The 16210-nt window shown below is 73.4% G+C and carries 14 protein-coding genes; 10 read left to right on the top strand and 4 right to left on the bottom strand.

Translation table 11 applies throughout. The annotated features are described in order from the left end of the window. Genes F4556_RS19125 through F4556_RS19085 form a run of 9 tightly spaced genes read left to right on the top strand, consistent with a single transcriptional unit; the run spans position 1 to position 11117 of the window. Positions 1–1017, top strand: a complete 1017-nt coding sequence (locus F4556_RS19125) for an aminomethyl transferase family protein (RefSeq protein WP_184917572.1) — start codon at positions 1–3, stop codon at positions 1015–1017. 5 nt (positions 1018–1022) lie between these two features. Further along, positions 1023–3431 carry a beta-ketoacyl-[acyl-carrier-protein] synthase family protein gene (locus F4556_RS19120; RefSeq protein WP_184917569.1) on the top strand — a complete coding sequence of 803 codons (2409 nt, stop codon included), beginning with the start codon at positions 1023–1025 and terminating at the stop codon, positions 3429–3431. Then, entirely contained in the window at positions 3428–4435 is a 1008-nt protein-coding gene (locus F4556_RS19115; RefSeq protein ID WP_221503649.1) for an ABC transporter ATP-binding protein, read from the top strand. Before F4556_RS19120 ends, F4556_RS19115 begins: the two co-directional genes overlap by 4 nt. An 8-nt stretch (positions 4436–4443) precedes the next feature. Further along, complete coding sequence (locus tag F4556_RS19110) at positions 4444–5646, top strand: ABC transporter permease (RefSeq protein ID WP_221503648.1); 1203 nt, start codon at positions 4444–4446, stop codon at positions 5644–5646. Continuing rightward, positions 5643–6287 carry a 4'-phosphopantetheinyl transferase family protein gene (locus F4556_RS19105; protein ID WP_184917563.1) on the top strand — a complete coding sequence of 215 codons (645 nt, stop codon included), beginning with the start codon at positions 5643–5645 and terminating at the stop codon, positions 6285–6287. The genes F4556_RS19110 and F4556_RS19105 overlap by 4 nt, the downstream gene beginning before the upstream one ends. Beyond that, a complete protein-coding gene (locus F4556_RS19100; protein ID WP_184917560.1) occupies positions 6284–7507 on the top strand; it encodes a hypothetical protein in 1224 nt (407 codons plus the stop codon). The genes F4556_RS19105 and F4556_RS19100 overlap by 4 nt, the downstream gene beginning before the upstream one ends. A 57-nt stretch (positions 7508–7564) precedes the next feature. Continuing rightward, a complete protein-coding gene (locus tag F4556_RS19095) occupies positions 7565–8500 on the top strand; it encodes a pyridoxal-phosphate dependent enzyme (RefSeq protein ID WP_184917557.1) in 936 nt (311 codons plus the stop codon). Further along, on the top strand, positions 8497–10326 hold the full coding sequence (locus tag F4556_RS19090; protein ID WP_184917554.1) for a non-ribosomal peptide synthetase: 1830 nt from the start codon (positions 8497–8499) through the stop codon (positions 10324–10326). The genes F4556_RS19095 and F4556_RS19090 overlap by 4 nt, the downstream gene beginning before the upstream one ends. After that, positions 10323–11117, top strand: a complete 795-nt coding sequence (locus F4556_RS19085) for a 4'-phosphopantetheinyl transferase family protein (protein ID WP_184917551.1) — start codon at positions 10323–10325, stop codon at positions 11115–11117. Before F4556_RS19090 ends, F4556_RS19085 begins: the two co-directional genes overlap by 4 nt. A 78-nt stretch (positions 11118–11195) precedes the next feature. Here the strand turns inward: F4556_RS19085 and F4556_RS19080 are convergent, their stop codons facing one another. The 4 genes from F4556_RS19080 to F4556_RS19065 form a co-directional block, all read right to left on the bottom strand. Further along, positions 11196–11690, bottom strand: a complete 495-nt coding sequence (locus F4556_RS19080) for a hypothetical protein (RefSeq protein ID WP_184917547.1) — start codon at positions 11688–11690, stop codon at positions 11196–11198. Positions 11691–11745: 55 nt separating this feature from the next. Further along, positions 11746–11967, bottom strand: a complete 222-nt coding sequence (locus F4556_RS19075; protein ID WP_184917544.1) for an acyl-CoA carboxylase epsilon subunit — start codon at positions 11965–11967, stop codon at positions 11746–11748. Then, on the bottom strand, positions 11964–13628 hold the full coding sequence (locus F4556_RS19070) for an acyl-CoA carboxylase subunit beta (protein ID WP_184917539.1): 1665 nt from the start codon (positions 13626–13628) through the stop codon (positions 11964–11966). The genes F4556_RS19075 and F4556_RS19070 overlap by 4 nt, the downstream gene beginning before the upstream one ends. Positions 13629–13826: 198 nt before the next feature. Next, the gene (locus tag F4556_RS19065; protein WP_184917535.1) at positions 13827–14720 is read right to left on the bottom strand and encodes a Fic family protein; all 894 of its coding nucleotides are present in this window, start codon (positions 14718–14720) and stop codon (positions 13827–13829) included. Between the two features lie 187 nt (positions 14721–14907). On the opposite strand from F4556_RS19065, the gene F4556_RS19060 reads away from it, so the two are divergent. Next, on the top strand, positions 14908–15894 hold the full coding sequence (locus F4556_RS19060; RefSeq protein WP_184917532.1) for an ATP-binding protein: 987 nt from the start codon (positions 14908–14910) through the stop codon (positions 15892–15894). Positions 15895–16210: the final 316 nt, after the last annotated feature.

The raw sequence follows: 16210 nt of genomic DNA, 5'->3' as shown, positions 1-16210 counted from the left end.
ATGGCCGGTATCACCCAGCACTACGACCACATCCGCACCACCGTCGGCGTCTACACCCCGGGGGCCGGCCTGGTCGCCGTCTCGGGCCTGGAGCGCGGCGTCGTCCTCGGCCGGGTGCTGGCCAAGGACAGCGAGTACGTCGAGCCCGACACCGCCCGCGACACCCTGATCCTGGACGAGCAGGGCGGCATCTGGGACGCCGTCATCCACATCGAACTGGACGACACCAGCTGGCTGATCTCGCAGTCCCGCACCGACCTGGCCGAGCTGCTCCGCGAGGCGGCCGCCGACCTGGACGACGTCCAGGTGATCGACGCCACCGGCGAGCAGGCCGCAGTCGCCTTCGAGGGCCCGAAGGCCTGGAAGATCGCCGAGAACCTGGTCGACTTCGAGGTCTCCAGCCTGGTCCTGCACGGCGTCACCGCCGTCGATCTGCCGGGCGCCGACGGCGAGTCGGGCATCCTGACCCGGATCGGCACCACCGGCGAGTACGGCTACCTGCTGCTCGCCCCGGTCGGCGCCGACCCGCTGGGCACCGTGCTGACCCAGGCCCAGGCGCTGGCCGGCGGCGCGGTCGACGAGCCCGCGCTGAGCCGGGCCCGGGCCGAGGTCCGGCACCCCCAGGTGGCCGGCCAGACCATCGGTCTGACGGTCCGTGAGGCCAACCTCGAGTGGCTGGTCAGCTGGAACCGCGAGGACGAGTTCCGCGGCAGCGCCGCGCTGGCCGAGGCGCCCGCCCCGGAGCGCGGCCTGATCACCCTCACCGCCCCGGCCGGCTCGGCGCCCGCCGTCGGCAGCGCCATCCTCGCCGGTGACCGCCAGGTCGGCGAGGTCCGGGCGGTCTTCCCGAGCGCCGAGGGCGCGATCGAGCTGGCCCTCGGCCTGCTCGCCAAGCCCTTCGACGTCCCCGGCCTCGCCCTGCTGGGCACCGACGAGGCCGGTACCCCCGTCACCCTGACCACGGTCTCCTCGCCGGTGGTCGTCCCGCAGTCCTGGACCGAGCGAATCGGAGCCTGACAGCCATGCGCATCGTCATCACCGGGCTGGGCATGATCTCAGCCGTCGGCACCACCGCGGACGAGTGCTGGACCGCCATCCAGGCGGGGCGCAGCGGAGTCGGCGAGGTCACCGTGGTGGACACCACGGGCCTGATCACCAGCAAGGGCGGCCAGTCCCCGGTCGCCGACGAGCCGGGCGTGGACCGCTGCTTCACGCTCGCCGTGAAGGCGGCCACCGAGGCCGTCGAGCACGGCCGGCTGGCCGAGGCGGGCTACGACCCGGAGCGGGTCGCCGTGGTCATCGGCAGCAGCCTCGGCACCAGCCGGAGCGTGGAGAAGTTCCACGAGCAGTGGATCAAGCAGGGTCTGCGCAAGGCGGACGTCCGGCTGCTGAAGGGGTACTCGCTGCACAGCGTGGCCGACCTGGTCGCCGAGCGGCTGCAGCTGACCGGCCCCCGGGCCACCCTCTCCAACGCCTGCGCGGCCGGCGCGGTGGCCATCGGCTACGCGTCCGAGCTGCTCTGGAGCGGCGAGGCCGACGTGGTGCTGGTCGGCGGGGTGGACCCGCTGGCCGGGCTCTCCTTCAACGGCTTCCACTCGCTCGGCGCGCTGGACTCCGACGCCTGCTCCCCGTACACCCGCTCGGCCGGGCTCAACCTCGGCGAGGGCGCCGGGTTCCTGCTGCTGGAGAACGCGGACGCGGCCGCCAGGCGCGGCGTCCCGGCGATCGCCGAGGTGGCCGGGTACGGCCTGTCCGCCGACGCGTACCACCTGACCGCGCCGGACCCGGGCGGTGACGGTGCGTCGAGGGCCATGACGGCGGCGCTGCGCAGCGCGGGCCACACCGTGGACCAGGTCGACTACATCAACGGCCACGGCACCGGCACGCCGACCAACGACAAGATCGAGCCGAAGGCGATCCGGACCCTCTTCAAGACCCCGCCGCCGGTCAGCTCGACCAAGTCGATGATCGGTCACACCCTGGGCGCGGCCGGTGCGGTGGAGGCCGTGGTCTGCGCGATGGCCGTCCGCGACGGCATCCTGCCGCCGACCGCCAACACCGGTGGCACCCCGGCCCCGAGCGGGCTTGACATCGTGCCGGAGAAGGCCCGGCACGAGGCGATCGACGTGGTGGTCTCCAACTCCTTCGCGTTCGGCGGCAACAACGCCGCCCTGGTGATCCGGAACGCCGCGATGACCGACACCCCGCCCCCGGCGGCGGTGGCCGCCGCGGTCGGCCGGGACGTGGTGATCACCGGCGTCGCCGGCATCGCCGGCTCTGCGCACAGCCACGCCGAGCTGCTCGAGACGCTCGCCTCCGGCGAACCCGCGTACCGCGAGCAGGTCGAGGTGGAGGGCTACGGCAGCCGCCCGGCCGGCACCATCGACTACAAGGCGATCGCGGCGGGCGTCAACCCCGCCGTGCTGCGCCGGATGGACCCGACCAGCCGACTGGCCGCCGCGGCCGTCGAGCAGCTGCACCGCACGTACGGCAAGCCGAGCCGGCAGCAGGCCGAGCAGACCGGACTGATCTTCGCCACCGGTCTGGCCCCGATCACGCCGGTGAAGGACTTCAACGAGGGCATCGTGCTGGCCGGCGGCCCGTCCGGCGCCAACCCGAAGTTCTTCCCGAACACGGTGGTGAACGCGGCCGCCGGGCACGTGGCGATCCTGCACCGCTTCAAGGGCATCACCGCCACCGTCTGCGCGGGCGGCACCAGTGCGCTGAGCGCGCTGCACTACGCCTACCGGCTGATCTCCCGGGGTGCCTCCGAACGGATCGTGGTGGTGGTCGCGGACGAGTGCCCGGACGCCCTGCTGGCCGGGCACGTGAAGATCCCCGGCTTCCTCAGCGACAAGGGGGTGCACCCGTTCGGCGGGGGCGGCACGGTGCTCGCGGCCGGTGCGGTCGCGATCGTGCTGGAGTCCGCCGCCAGTGCGCGGGAGAACGAGACCCCGGTGCTCGCCAAGGTGGCCGGCTTCGGTCTGACCGGCGACGACAGCGGGATCTCCGGCCTGCACAGCCACGGCACGGCCTGGGCCCGCTCGATGTCCGAGGCGCTCCGGACGGCCGAACTCACCCCGCAGGACATCGGCCTGGTCGCCTCGGCGGCGATGGGCCGCCCGGCGGTGGACGACGTCGAGATCGCCGCCCTGCGGGCCAGCGGTCTGGCCGAGCGGCCGCTGACCGCGACCAAGTCGCTGTTCGGCGAGACCTCGGGCTCCGCCCCTGGGCTGGCCCTGGTCGCGGCGGTGCAGTCGATCCAGGACGGCTTCCTGCCCGGTACCTGGGGCGTGGACGTGGCCCCCGACGAGCTGCCGGGACTGGTGCCGCAGGGCGGCCGGTCCGGCGACGTCGACCACGCGCTGGTCTCCAGCTTCGCCTACGGCGGCAGCTACCTCTCGCTGGTGGTCTCGCGGTGGCAGTCATGACCATCGACCTGGTGGCGCCCGAGGGCGTCGACGTGACCTCCGGAGCGGCCGACGTGCTGACCGCCGAAGGACTGGTCAAGAAGTTCGGTGACCGCTCGGTGGTGGACGGCATCTCGCTGCGGGTCGGCAAGGGCGAGATCCTCGGCTTCCTCGGCCCGAACGGGGCCGGCAAGTCCACCACGATCGCGATGCTGACGGGTGCTCTGGCCCCCGACGAGGGCTCGATCTCGGTGGGCGGGCTCGGTCTGACGGCCGATCCGATCCGGGCCAAGGCGCTGATCGGCGTGGTCCCGCAGGAGATCGCCCTCTACCCGAGCCTGACGGCCCGGCAGAACCTGGCCTTCTTCGCCGGCGCGTACAAGCTGCCCCGCCGGCTCCGCGACGAGCGGATCGACTGGGCCCTCGACGTGGTCGGCCTGACCGACCGCGCCGGGGACCGGGTCTCCTCCTTCTCGGGCGGTATGCAGCGCCGGGTGAACATCGCCGCCGCGCTGCTGCACAAGCCGAAGCTGCTGTTCCTGGACGAGCCGACGGTCGGGGTGGACGCGCAGAGCCGCAACCAGATCTTCGAGACCGTGCTGCGGCTGCGGGCCGAGTTCGGCATGTCGGTCGTCTACACCAGCCACTACATGCCGGAGGTGGAGCAGCTCTGCGACCGCATCGTGATCATCGACGACGGCCGGGTGCTCGCCGAGGGCACCCAGGACGAACTGCTCGAACCGCTCGGTGAGGGCCTGCTCGAGTGGTCGCTCAACGAGGCCGAGTCGGCGCTGCTGCCGAAGGGCGTCGAGGACCTGGCGGTGGCCTTCACCGCGCACGGCGAGGTGACCGTGACCGCCGCCACCCTGCGGGTTCGGGTGACGGACATGCCGGCCACCCTGCGCCGGGTCTCCGACCTGGCCACCGAGCACGGCCTCGGCCTCGGCGGCATCAAGCTCGGCCGCCCGGACCTGGAGTCGCTCTTCCTCGACCTGACGGGTCGCCAGATACGGGACGGTGCCTGATGTTTCCGATGATGCGCAAGGAACTGCTGGTCCTGCTCAGGGACCGCGGCTCGCTGATCACCCTGTTCCTCTCCCCGGTGCTCTTCATGACCGTGATGAGCTTCGCGCTCGGCAACTCCTTCGCCGACCTCGGTTCCCCGGGCAAGCTGAGCATCTCGATCGTGGACGAGGACCACAGCCCGGCCGCCGGGGCGGTGGCCACGGCCCTGGCCGGCAGCGGCGAGCTGAAGGTCACCAGCACCCAGGACGGCGCCCCGCTCAGCGCGGCGCAGGCCCAGGAGCGGGTGAAGGCGAAGACCGACTCGTTCAGCGTGGTGATCCCGGCCGGCTTCCAGCAGCGGATCGCGGACGGCGCGGTGCCCGAGGTGGGCTACGTGGTGGACCCGTCCTCGTCCCGCCAGGTGGTGGACCCGGTGCAGTCGGCGATCAGCAGCCTGATCGTCACGGTCACCTCGCAGGCCGGGACCAGGCTCGCGCTCACCAAGCTGGGTGACGGTCAGTCCGATCCGGCGCTCCGCGCGGCCCTCCAGGCCCAGGTGGCGGCGCTGGACGCGACCACCCATCAGGTGAACGCCAAGGTGAGCTTCCCGGACGGCGAGGGCGCGATCAAGTACCCCTCGGTGTACCAGCAGGAGGTGCCCGGCTACACGGTGATGTACGTCTTCTTCATCGTCACCGTGATGGCCAGCTCGATCATGGTCGAGCGGCGGGAGGGCACCTTCCGCCGGCTGCTCTCCGCCCCGCTGCCGCGCTGGCAGCTGCTGCTCGGCAAGGTCGCCCCGTACCTGCTGGTCGCGGTGGTCCAGGTCGGCATCCTGCTCGGCTTCGGCCGGTTCGTGTTCGGGATGGATCTCGGGGTGCATCCGCTGGCGCTGCTGCCGATCACGCTGGCGCTGGCCGCCTGCGCGGTCTCGCTCGGGCTGCTGCTGGCCTCGATCGCCCGCAGCGAGGCGCAGGTGACCGGGATCGGCACCGCCGTGGTGCTGGTGCTGGCGGCGCTCGGCGGCTGTATGGTCCCCGGGGTGTTCATGCCCGACTTCATGCGCACCGTCTCGGAGTTCGTCCCGCAGGGGATCGCGCTCAACGCCTACCAGGACATCCTGGTGCGCGGCGGGTCGCTGGACGCGGCGCTGCCCGGGGCCGGCATCCTGCTGGCGGTCGCGGTGGTCCTGTTCGCCCTGGCCGTGCCCCGGTTCCGGTTCGTCCGATGAGCAGGATCCACCTCTGCCCGAGCAGCACCCCGCGGCTCCCCCGGGACGGCTTCGGGCGCCGGGCCAGCCCCTCCGGGCGGGGGCTGCTGCTGGACGCGGCCGAGCGGGTGGCCGGTCTGCGGACCGCGCCCACCCGGGACGCCCAGCGGCGCTGGTCCTGGCCGGACCAGGACCGGCCGGAGTCGGCCTGGCGCGGATCGGTCTCGCACGCGGGCGAGTTGGGCCTCACCGCGCTGGCCCGGGGGATCTGGATCGGTGTGGACATCCAGGACCAGCGCCCCCGCCCGGCCGCGCTGGGCTGGCTGGCCCGGGTGCTCGACCGGCCCGCCGAGCAGGTCGGCATGCGGGAGTGGGCCGAGACCGAGGCGCTGCTGAAGGCCAAGGGCATCGCCGCGATCCGCCCCGAGCGGGTCGAACTGCCGGCCTGGCGGCCGGGCTGGCGGCGGACGCCGTGCGGGTGGTGGCTGCGCAGCAGCCGCCCCGTCCCCGGCGGCGTCCAGCTCGCGCTGGCCGCCGAGGAACCGCTCCCGCTGCGCTGGGCCGGCGACCTCGGCCCGACCGGCCCGCTCGCCCTCTCCCGCACCCTCGCCCCGACGGACGCCCCCGTCCGCCTCCGACTCACCGAAGGGAGCCTGGCATGACCCTCGTTCAGGCCCGTCCGCGTCCCGCCGCCACCCTCTACAAGCGCAAGATCTCGCTGACCGAGCGCAGCTACCTGATGGCGGCGCTGATGGCCCCGCCGATGGCGATCCAGGTCTTCGTCGAGGGGGCGGGCAGGCTCGATCCGGACCAGCTGGCCAAGGCGGTGGCGATCGCCTCCGCCGCCTGCCCGGGGGCCCGGGTGGTCCGCCGCGGGGCGTACTGGGTGGACAGCGGCCAGGCGCCTCCGGTCACCGTGGTGGACGGCTCGCTGATCGACCGTCGGACGTACGACAGCGAGCTGCTGCGCCGCCCGTTCGACCCGGCCAAGGGCCCGAACTGCGAGGTGCTGCTGCTCACCGGCGAGCCGAGCACGGTGGTCTTCCGGGCCTTCCACGCCGTGATGGACGCCAAGGGCGTGATGGCCTGGATGGCCGAGGTGTTCCGGGCGCTGCGGGCCGAGACCCCGGTCGGGGCGGCCGCGACCGACACCGAGGAGACCTTCGTCGCCCGGTTCGCCAGGTCGGTGGAGCGTCCGGACACCGAGGCCCGCTGGCCCTCGCCGTTCGACGCCCTCCCGGCCGCTCGGACCGACGACGCCCCGGGCCCCGGCTGGATCTGGCGCCGCCGCAGCATCCCGGGCAGCCACGCCGGCCTGGTCGCCAAGATCGCCGTGGCGATGACCGGGGCGTCCGGGGCGGACGGCCGGTTCATGGTCCCGGTGAACCTGCGGCGGCACGACCCGGCCGTGCTCTCCACCGCCAACCTGACCCTGCCGGTGCTGCTCGACGTCCCGCTCGGGGCGAGCTGGCGGGCCACCCAGGGCAAGCTGGTGCAGGCCATGATGGACGGTCAGGAGCTCAACTCCGACGGCCCCCGCGAGGGCAACGTCAGGCTCTCCTCGTTCGCCGGCCTGGCCCCCGCGCTGGCCGCCGCCCGCTCGGCGGGCGACCGGCGGGAGACCTACCAGGCCTCCGCGATCGTCTCCGAACTCGGCCGGGCCGACCTGCCCGGCTTCTCCGGCGGCGGCTTCACCGCGCGCACCGTCTACTCGCTGCCGATGTACGTCCCGTACGCACCGGCCTTCCTGTCGGCCTACCAGCTTCCCGGGCACGTGGAGATCGCGATGTCCTGCCGCAGCGGCCCGGGGATGAACGACCGGGCCGACGCCATGCTGAACCGCATCGAGGCGGTCCTGACCACCCCAGAGCCGCGGCGCTGAGCGCTCCCGGCCGTCCGGTGACGGTCCGTCCGCGGCCGTCCAGTAGTGGAGGACTTCATGAACCACCACGTTCGCCAGGGCATCCTGGACACCGTCGGCCAGACCCCGCTGGTCTGCCTGAACGGCCTCTCCCCCGACTCCGGCCTGCGGGTGCACGCCAAGCTGGAACGCTTCAACCCGACCGGCAGCATCGAGGACCGCACCGCGCTCGGCCTGCTGCTCACCCCGCTCCGGACCGGTGAGATCGTCCCGGGCCGCCCGGTGGTGCTGGCCGCCGACTCGGGCAACCTCGCCATCTCGTACGCCCAGGTCTGCCGCTACTACGGCCTGGACCTGCACGTGGTGGTCGAGGCCGGGGCCGTCACGGTCTGGCACCGGGCGATGCTGCACGCCTTCGGCGCCCGGATCGAGGCGGTGCGCACCGCTCCCGCCGGCGGTCCGCCGGACGGCGGCCGACTGGCCCGGCTGGCCGACGCGCTGGCGGCCACCCTGCCCGGCGCGTACCGGCCGCGATCCGGCAGCCCGGACAGCACCGACGACACCCTGGTCCGGGAGATCAGGGCCGGGCTGCCGGCCGACCCCGACTACCTGTTCTGCCCCGCCAGCAGCCCGGTCGCGCTGCTCGGCGCCGCCGCCCACCTGCGGACCCACCGGCTGGCCACCACCCTGGTGGTGGTCGACGACCTGCCGCACGGCGGCCGGCCGCGGGGCCCCGGGCTCGACCTGGTCGAGCCGGTGACCGAGGCCGAGGCGGTGGCCGGCTGCCGCCAACTGCTGGACCGGGAGGGCCTGTTGACCGGCCGCTCGTCCGGCGCCGTGATCGCTGCCTTCGCCCGGCTGCGCGGCCGGCTGGAACCCGGCGCGGTCTGCGTGCTGATCCTCCCCGACGGCGGCGACCGGTACGCCGACACCGTCTACTCCGACAGCTGGGTCGACGCCCAGGTCGGCACCGTCCCCGAGCTGCGACTCACCCACCTGGAGCCCGTCCGATGAACCGCGTCCCGACCTCCCTGCTCGCCGTGCTGGCCGAACGGGCCGCCGCCACTCCCACCGCCCCCGCCCTGCTCGGCCCCGACGGGCGGAGCGTCGACTACCGCCGACTCGACGGCCTGGTCCGGGCCACCATGGCCCGGCTGGCCGAGCTCGGCGTCGAGCGGCAGGACCGGGTGCTGGTCTGCGCGCCCAACGACCTGGACGGCGTGGTGGTCCAACTCGCCGTGATGGCTGGCGCGGTGTGCTACCCGGTCAACCCGCTGCTGACCGAGGAGGAGTTCGGGCAGGCGCTCGCGATGGCCGAGCCCTCGCTCGTGCTGACCTTCGCGGGGAGCTCCGCAAGCCTGCTCCGGGCCACCGCCGGGACCAGCTGCGCGATCCTGGAGGCCACCCCCGATCCGCTCGGCGGGCCGGTCGAACTCCGGTTCACCGGCGCCGGGTTGGACCCGCTCCGGCCGCTCGCCGAGCCGGTCGCGGACGAGGCACTGCTGCTGCGCACCTCGGGTACGACCTCGGCCGGCAAGATCGTCCCGCTCGCGCAGCGCCACCTCCTTGCGGGTGCCACCGCCTCCGTCCTGGCGTACGGCCTCACGCCCGCCGACCGCTGCCTCAACGTGATGCCGACCTTCCACATCCACGGCCTGGTCGGCTCGGTGATCACCTCGCTGATCGCCGGATCGAGCGTCCTGCTGCTACCCGCCTTCGACGCCGAGCAGACCCTGCGCGCGCTGACCGAGAGCGGGGCGACCTGGTTCTCGGCCGGCCCGACCATCCACCGGCTGCTGCTCGACCGGCTGCGCGAACGGCCGGCCGACCTGAGTGGCCTGCGGTTCGCCCGCTCCGGCACCGCCAGCCTGCCGACCGCCCTCCGCGAGGAGCTCGAACTCGCCTACGGCGCACCGGTACTGGAGACCTACGGGATGTCCGAGGCGCACCAGATCGCCTCCACCCTGCCGTCGGACGGCACCCCGCGCGCGGCCGGCATGGTGCCCACCGGCTCCGAGGTCGGCCTGCTCGACCCCGACGGCACGGTCCGGACCACCCCCGGCAGTACGGGCGAAATCGTGCTGCGCGGCGCCAATGTGATCGACCGTTACTTCCGGCTGGAGGACGGCGCCGAGGCGTTCGTCGACGGCTGGCTGCGGACCGGCGACCTCGGGCGGCTGGCCGAGGACGGCTCGATCCAACTCACCGGCCGGATCAAGGAGATGATCAACCGGGGCGGCGAGAAGATCTCCCCGTACGAGGTCGAGGAGGCGCTGCTGCGACACCCCGGCGTCCGGCAGGCGGTGGCCTTCGGCGTGGCGGACGAGCTGTTCACCCAGCGGGTGGCCGCCGTGGTGGTGCTGCACGAGGGCGCGGCCGTGGACGAAGCCGGGCTGCGGGCGCACGTCGCGGGCCTGCTCGCCCCGTTCAAGGTGCCCTCCCGGGTGCTGGTGCAGGCGGAGTTGGAGCTCAACGCGCTCGGCAAGCTGGTCCGGGCCGACTACAGCCGCCGGTACGCCACCCAGTTCGCCGAGCAGGCCGAGCAGGCGGCGGCCCTGGCCGTCGAAGCCGTACCCGCGCTGACAGCGCGGCCGCAGACGCCGGTGGAGGCCGCGATGGCCGGGCTCTGGGCCTTCGCGCTCGACCGGGACCGGTTCGGCGACGTCGACGAGGACTTCTTCACGGCGGGCGGCGAATCCCTCTCCGCGATGGCGCTGCTGAACGGGATCAAGGACGCCTTCGACGTGGACATCTCCCCGGCCGGACTGTTCGACGAACTGAACACCGTCGAACGGCTGGCGGGCGCGGTCACCGAGGCACTGGCGGGCGGGGCGCGGTGAGCGGGGCCGCCACCGGCGGCGCCGTCGCGGTCCCGACCGGGCCGGCCCCGGCCGGAGCCGTCACCCAGGTCTGGCACGGCGGGGCCGCCACCCCGCAGGCCGAACTCGACCTGCGGCGCACCGGGTTGCTCTCCGCCGCCGAACTCGACCGGGCCCGGCGGCTCACCCCTGAGGCCGCCCGGCTCTACCTGAGCTCGCACGTGGCGCTGCGCCGGATCCTGGCTGCCCGGCTCGACCGGGACCCGGCCGGGCTGCGGTTCGGCCGCCGGGCCTGCCCGCAGTGCGCCGACCCGGGCCACGGCGCCCCCGCACTCACCGGCCCAAACGCCGGAGCAAGCTTCAACCTGACTGCCTCGGGCGGCAGTTGGCTGCTGGCGGTGACCGGTCACGGCCCGCTCGGAGTGGATCTGGCGACCGCCGCCGGCCCCGACCCGGACCGGGCCGCACCGCTGACCCTGACCCCCCGGGAGCGCGAACAGCTGGCCCGGCTGACCGACCCGGCCGACCGTCGGGCGGCCGGCCTGCGGGCCTGGAGCCGGAAGGAGGCGGTGCTGAAGGCGGTCGGCGTCGGCCTGGCGGCCGACCTGCGCGCGATCGAGGTGGACCCGGAGCTGCCGGGCCCGGTGGTGGTCCGGTTCGGCGTCGGCGCCGGGCCGCGACGGTGGCTGGTGCAGGATCTGCCGGTCGGTCAGGGCCGGTACGCCGCGCTGGCCAGGCCGTTCCCCGCGACCGGCCGGGTCAGCCTGGTCGAGTACGCCGACCCGGCCCTGTCCCGACCGGCCGCCGCATGACCGCCCCGGGGCGGGGGCAGCACACGACGGAGCCGGGCCCAGGAGGACGACCCTCCCGGACCCGGCTCCAACCCTGCGTCAGACCGCGACCACCTGCCGGGCCCGCAGCCGCAGCACCAGCAGCCGGGCGACCACCTGGGCCAGTGCCATCAGCACCAGCGCGGCGGTCCACGCCTCGGCGCCGGTGATCTGCTGCTCCCGGCTGAAGTCCGCGATCTCGGCGCCGTAGCCGTGGTAGACCGCGTAGACGAAGACGGCCCGGACGAGCATGCCGACGATCCACAGCGCGGCCGCCAGCACCCCGGCCTTGGCGATCACCTCACCGGTGGAGCCCCGCTGCAGCCGGGTGCTCAGCGCGCAGCCCACGCCGATCACGGCACCGGCCGCCACCGTCACCAGGTCGAGCTGCACGTCGTTGCCCTGGGTCGGGATGCCCTTGAGGTAGTAGGCGGCGGCCGCCGCGACCAGCGCGAGCGGGATCAACAGGTTGAGGACGGTGAGCCTGGTGCCGCGGATCTGCGGGATGACCAGGAGGACGAGTGCGGCTGAGATGACGTAGTCGGTCGCAGTCATGATGCGGATTCTTCCTCAGTGAGACTGAACTGGCGTGGGGATTTGACACGTTGACCTAGATCGGGGCCGGATCGCGCTGCCAGGAGCCGGCCGAGTGGTGGTCCGCTCCCGGCCGCTCCCAGTCCACCGCCCGGTGGCCGCCCTGGCCGGGCGGCGCCCCGGCCCGGGCCGCCGCCGCGACGGCGGCCGCCCGCAACACCAGGACGGTGGCGGCGAGTTCGACCGGATCCGGCCGGCCGTGCAGCACCCGCAGGACCGGCCCCTCCGGCCCGCTCACAGCGGGGTGACCCCGTGCTTGCGGCGGGGCAGCGCCCGGTGCTTGGTCCGCAGCATCGCCAGCGCCCTGGCCAGCACGGCGCGGGAATCGGCCGGGTCGATCACGTCGTCCACCAGGCCGCGCTCCGCCGCGTAGTACGGGTGCATCAGCTCGGTCTGGTACTCCTTGATCTTCTGCGCCCGGGTCGCCTCCGGGTCCTCCGACCCGTTGATGTCCCGGCGGAAGATCACGTTGGCGGCACCCTCCGCGCCCATCACCGCGATCTCGTTGCTCGGCCAGGCGAAGGACAGGTCGGCGCCGATCGAGCGGGAATCCATCACGATGTACGCGCCGCCGTACGCCTTGCGCAGGATCAGCTGGATGCGCGGGACCGTCGCGTTGCAGTACGCGTACAGCAGCTTGGCGCCGTGCCGGATGATGCCGTCGTGCTCCTGGTCGACGCCGGGCAGGAAGCCCGGCACGTCCAGCATGGTCACCAGCGGGATGTTGAAGGCGTCGCAGTGCTGGACGAAGCGCGCGGCCTTCTCCGAGGCGTGGATGTCCAGCACCCCGGCCATCGCCAGCGGCTGATTGGCGATCAGGCCGACCACGTGCCCGCCGATCCTGGCCAGCGCGCAGACCACGTTGGGCGCCCAGGCCGCGTGCACCTCGAAGAACTCGCCGTCGTCCACCAGCTCCTCGAGCACCGCGCGCATGTCGTACGCCCGGGCGGGGTCGGCGGGCACCAGGTCGAACAGCGCCTCGCAGCGCCGGTCCGCCGGGTCGTCGGTCGGGCTGTACGGGGCCAGCTCGCGGTTGTTCTGCGGGAGCAGCGAGAGCAGGTAGCGGACCTCCTCCAGGCAGGTCTGCTCGTCGTCGTAGGCGAACGCGGCGACCCCGGAGACCTGCGAGTGCACGTCGGCGCCGCCGAGTTCGTCCATGCTGACCCGCTCGCCGGTGACGGCCTGCACCACGTCGGGGCCTGTGATGAACATCTGCGAGATGCCCCGCACCATGAAGACGTAGTCGGTCAGCGCGGGCGAGTACGCCGCGCCGCCCGCGCACGGCCCGAGGATGACGCTGATCTGCGGGATCACCCCGGAGGCCCGGACGTTGCGCTGGAAGATCCCGCCGTACCCGGCGAGCGCGGTGACGCCCTCCTGGATCCGCGCACCGGCGCCGTCGCTCAGGCTGACCAGTGGGGCGCCGGACGCCTCGGCCATGTCCATGATCTTGTGGATCTTCTGCGCGTGGGCCTCACCCAGTGCGCCGCCGAAGATCCGGAAGTCGTGGGCGTAGGAGAAGACCGTCCGGCCGTGCACGGTGCCCCAGCCGACGATCACACCGTCGGTGTGCGGCTTCTTCGCCTCCATCCCGAAGCCGACCGCGCGGTGCCGGCGCAGCGGCTCGAACTCCATGAACGAGCCTTCGTCGAAGAGGAGTTCCAGCCGCTCACGGGCCGTCAGCTTGCCTCGGCCGTGCTGCTGGGCGGTGGCCTGCGGGTTCGGCCCGGCCTCCACCTCGGCCCGCAGGCGGTGCAGTTCGCGGGTTCTGGAGCGCAGGTCGGCGATCGGTGGGCGCTCCGGGACCGGCGCCAGGGCCGGCTCCGGGATCAGGGCCGGGATCGGGGCCGGCGCGGCTGCGACGTCGGCTTCGACCGGACGCTCGTCGAGGATGGTCATGCTTCTGGTGCCTCCTCCGGATTTGCGGTCAGTGACGGTGGCGGTGCGTCAGCGGTCGGGCTTGCGTCCGTGCTGCTCTTGCCTCGCCGCACAGTCTGCGGACCGCCGCTATGCGGCACCTATGAACGACCGATAACCGGCAACGGCCGCCCACCCGCCCCCGGAGGAGGGCAGGTGGACGGCCGCCAACGCCAGAGCTCAGACCATCCCGCGCTGCATCGCCTCGCAGACCGCCGTGCTCTCCCGCACGCCGAGCCGCAGCGCCTGCCCGCAGTGCGCGATCCAGGCCGCCATGCCCTCGGCGGTGCCGCTCAGGTAGCCCTGCAGAGCCTGCTGGTAGGCCGCGGTGCCGAGTTCGGCGAGGCCGACCTCGGCGGGGCAGATCGCCTTCGGGTCAAGCCCCTCGGCGATCAGCACGATCCGCTGGGCGGCCCGGGCGATCACGCCGTTGTGCGAGGCGAACGGCCGCAGCGCGAGCAGCTCGCCGTGCACCACCGCGGCCACCACCAGGGCCGGGGCACCCACGCCGGGGGCGCGGTCGGCGCGGGCGGCCAGCAGCTGGGCCAGCTGGTCCAGCCGGGCGGCCGCCTCCTCGGCGGGCGGCGCGGGCGGCAGCGTGACGGCCACCGCCGGCGGCAGCTCGGACCCGACCCCCTCGGCCGTCGCCAGCTCGAGCGGGAACAGCTCGGGGGCGGGCTCGTCCGCCTTTCGCGGCCGGCCGGCGTCGGCCGCGCCGTCGCCCACCGCGAGCAGGTGCAGCCGGGCCAGCACCTGCATCGGCGAGTGCCGCCAGACGCTGAGCAGCTGCCCCGCCTCGGCGGAGATCCGCAGCGCGCCGCCGACCGTACGGGCTTCGGGGTCGGCGCCGAAGTCGGTCCGGCGGCGGACCTCCTCCAGCGGCCAGTCCGCGCCGTCCAGGGCGGCGGAGGCCCGGGCCCCGCGCAGGGCTGACTCCGAGGTCACCTCGGCGGCGCGGCGGCGCATCGCCCGGTGCCCGTACAGCCGGTCGACGGCCTTGCGCACCTCCGCGACGGCCTCGGGGACTCCGGGGAGCTCGGCCAGCGGGGCGAGGGGGTCTGTTCCAGTGGTCACCTACCCGAGGGTAATGAACACCTCCCCCAGGGCCCGACAGCAACCCCACCATCACCCGTTCGAGGCAATCCGACTTTCCCGCCCGCGCGGTGGGCCAAACCCCCGATAGCATGAGCGCTATCGGTGACGATAACGATTACCAAGAACTTCAGCCGCCCAGCGGCTGGGCCGAGAGCCGGAGTCTCAGATGAAGATCGCCTTCGTCGGCAAGGGCGGCAGCGGGAAGACCACGCTGTCCGCACTGTTCATCCGCCACCTCGCCGCAGCGGGCTGCCCGGTGATCGCCGTCGACGCGGACATCAACCAACACCTCGGCCCTGCCCTGGGCCTGACGGACGATCAGGCCGCCGCGCTGCCCTCGCTCGGCGCGCACCTGCCGGAGATCAAGGAGTACCTGCGCGGCAGCAATCCGCTGATCGGCTCCGCCGAGCAGATGATCAAGACCACGCCGCCCGGCCGGGGTTCGCGCCTGCTCCGGATCGTCGAGGAGAACCCGGTGTACGCCGCCTGCGCCCGGCCGATCGCGCTGGACGAGGGCTCGGTCCGGTTGCTGGCCACCGGCGCGTTCACCGAGCAGGACCTCGGGGTGGCCTGCTACCACTCCAAGGTCGGCGCGGTCGAGCTGCTGCTGAACCACCTGATCGACGGTCAGGACGAGTACCTGGTCACCGACATGACCGCCGGTTCGGATTCGTTCGCCTCCGGCCTCTTCACCCGCTTCGACCTGACCTTCCTGGTCGCCGAGCCGACCCGGAAGGGCGTCTCGGTCTACCGCCAGTACAAGGAGTACGCGCGGGACTTCGGCGTGAACCTGAAGGTGGTCGGCAACAAGGTGAACGGCGCCGACGACCTCGCCTTCCTCCGTCGCGAGGTCGGCGAGGACCTGCTCACCTGCTTCGGCCAGTCCGACTGGGTGCGCCGCCTGGAGCAGGGTGCCGAGCCGGAGTTGCGGACCCTGGAGCCCGCCAACCGGGCCGTGCTGGCCCGGCTCAGGGAGCAGGCGGAGCTGGCCTTCGCGGCCCGCGAGCCGGAGCGCTGGACCGGCCAGGCCGTCCACTTCCACCTGCGGAACGCGGAGAGCTGGGGCAACGCCAAGACCGGCATCGACCTGGCCACCCAGGTGGACGAGGGCTTCGTGCTCGGCGCCGGGCACCTGGACGCGGCCGGCGTCTGATCCACCGTCGGCCACGGGCCACGACGCGCTGGGCGACCCTGGGAGACCGGGGTCGCCCAGCGCGTTTCTGCATATCCCCCGATGGTTCGCCTACCCCCCGAAGGAGTGAATCCGAGCCTTCGCCCTACCGCTCGATTTTACGCTGTGCAAAGATCTCATTACTCTCGGTTTACCGAATCTTGATGGTCCCAGGGGTGGACGAGCCGACCCCGCCGTGCCTGCACCCCACGACCATCCCCCGCCACACCGTCGCGACCCACGACAGCCGATCCGATCCCCCGAAGCACCGCCCGGACCTGACTGCGTTCGTTCCCCC

It is taken from the genome of Kitasatospora gansuensis (assembly GCF_014203705.1).
In the GTDB taxonomy this organism is placed as follows: Bacteria; Actinomycetota; Actinomycetes; order Streptomycetales; family Streptomycetaceae; genus Kitasatospora; species Kitasatospora gansuensis.
This window is presented reverse-complemented; position numbering and strand designations above follow the sequence as displayed.

What these genes read in the sequence shown, in the direction of transcription:
- F4556_RS19125 (WP_184917572.1), top strand. Translation starts at nt 1, where the DNA reads ATGGCCGGTATCACCCAGCACTACGACCACATCCGCACCACCGTCGGC.
- F4556_RS19120 (WP_184917569.1), top strand. Translation starts at nt 1,023, where the DNA reads ATGCGCATCGTCATCACCGGGCTGGGCATGATCTCAGCCGTCGGCACC.
- F4556_RS19115 (WP_221503649.1), top strand. Translation starts at nt 3,428, where the DNA reads ATGACCATCGACCTGGTGGCGCCCGAGGGCGTCGACGTGACCTCCGGA.
- F4556_RS19110 (WP_221503648.1), top strand. Translation starts at nt 4,444, where the DNA reads ATGATGCGCAAGGAACTGCTGGTCCTGCTCAGGGACCGCGGCTCGCTG.
- F4556_RS19105 (WP_184917563.1), top strand. Translation starts at nt 5,643, where the DNA reads ATGAGCAGGATCCACCTCTGCCCGAGCAGCACCCCGCGGCTCCCCCGG.
- F4556_RS19100 (WP_184917560.1), top strand. Translation starts at nt 6,284, where the DNA reads ATGACCCTCGTTCAGGCCCGTCCGCGTCCCGCCGCCACCCTCTACAAG.
- F4556_RS19095 (WP_184917557.1), top strand. Translation starts at nt 7,565, where the DNA reads ATGAACCACCACGTTCGCCAGGGCATCCTGGACACCGTCGGCCAGACC.
- F4556_RS19090 (WP_184917554.1), top strand. Translation starts at nt 8,497, where the DNA reads ATGAACCGCGTCCCGACCTCCCTGCTCGCCGTGCTGGCCGAACGGGCC.
- F4556_RS19080 (WP_184917547.1), bottom strand. Translation starts at nt 11,690, where the DNA reads ATGACTGCGACCGACTACGTCATCTCAGCCGCACTCGTCCTCCTGGTC.
- F4556_RS19070 (WP_184917539.1), bottom strand. Translation starts at nt 13,628, where the DNA reads ATGACCATCCTCGACGAGCGTCCGGTCGAAGCCGACGTCGCAGCCGCG.
- F4556_RS19060 (WP_184917532.1), top strand. Translation starts at nt 14,908, where the DNA reads ATGAAGATCGCCTTCGTCGGCAAGGGCGGCAGCGGGAAGACCACGCTG.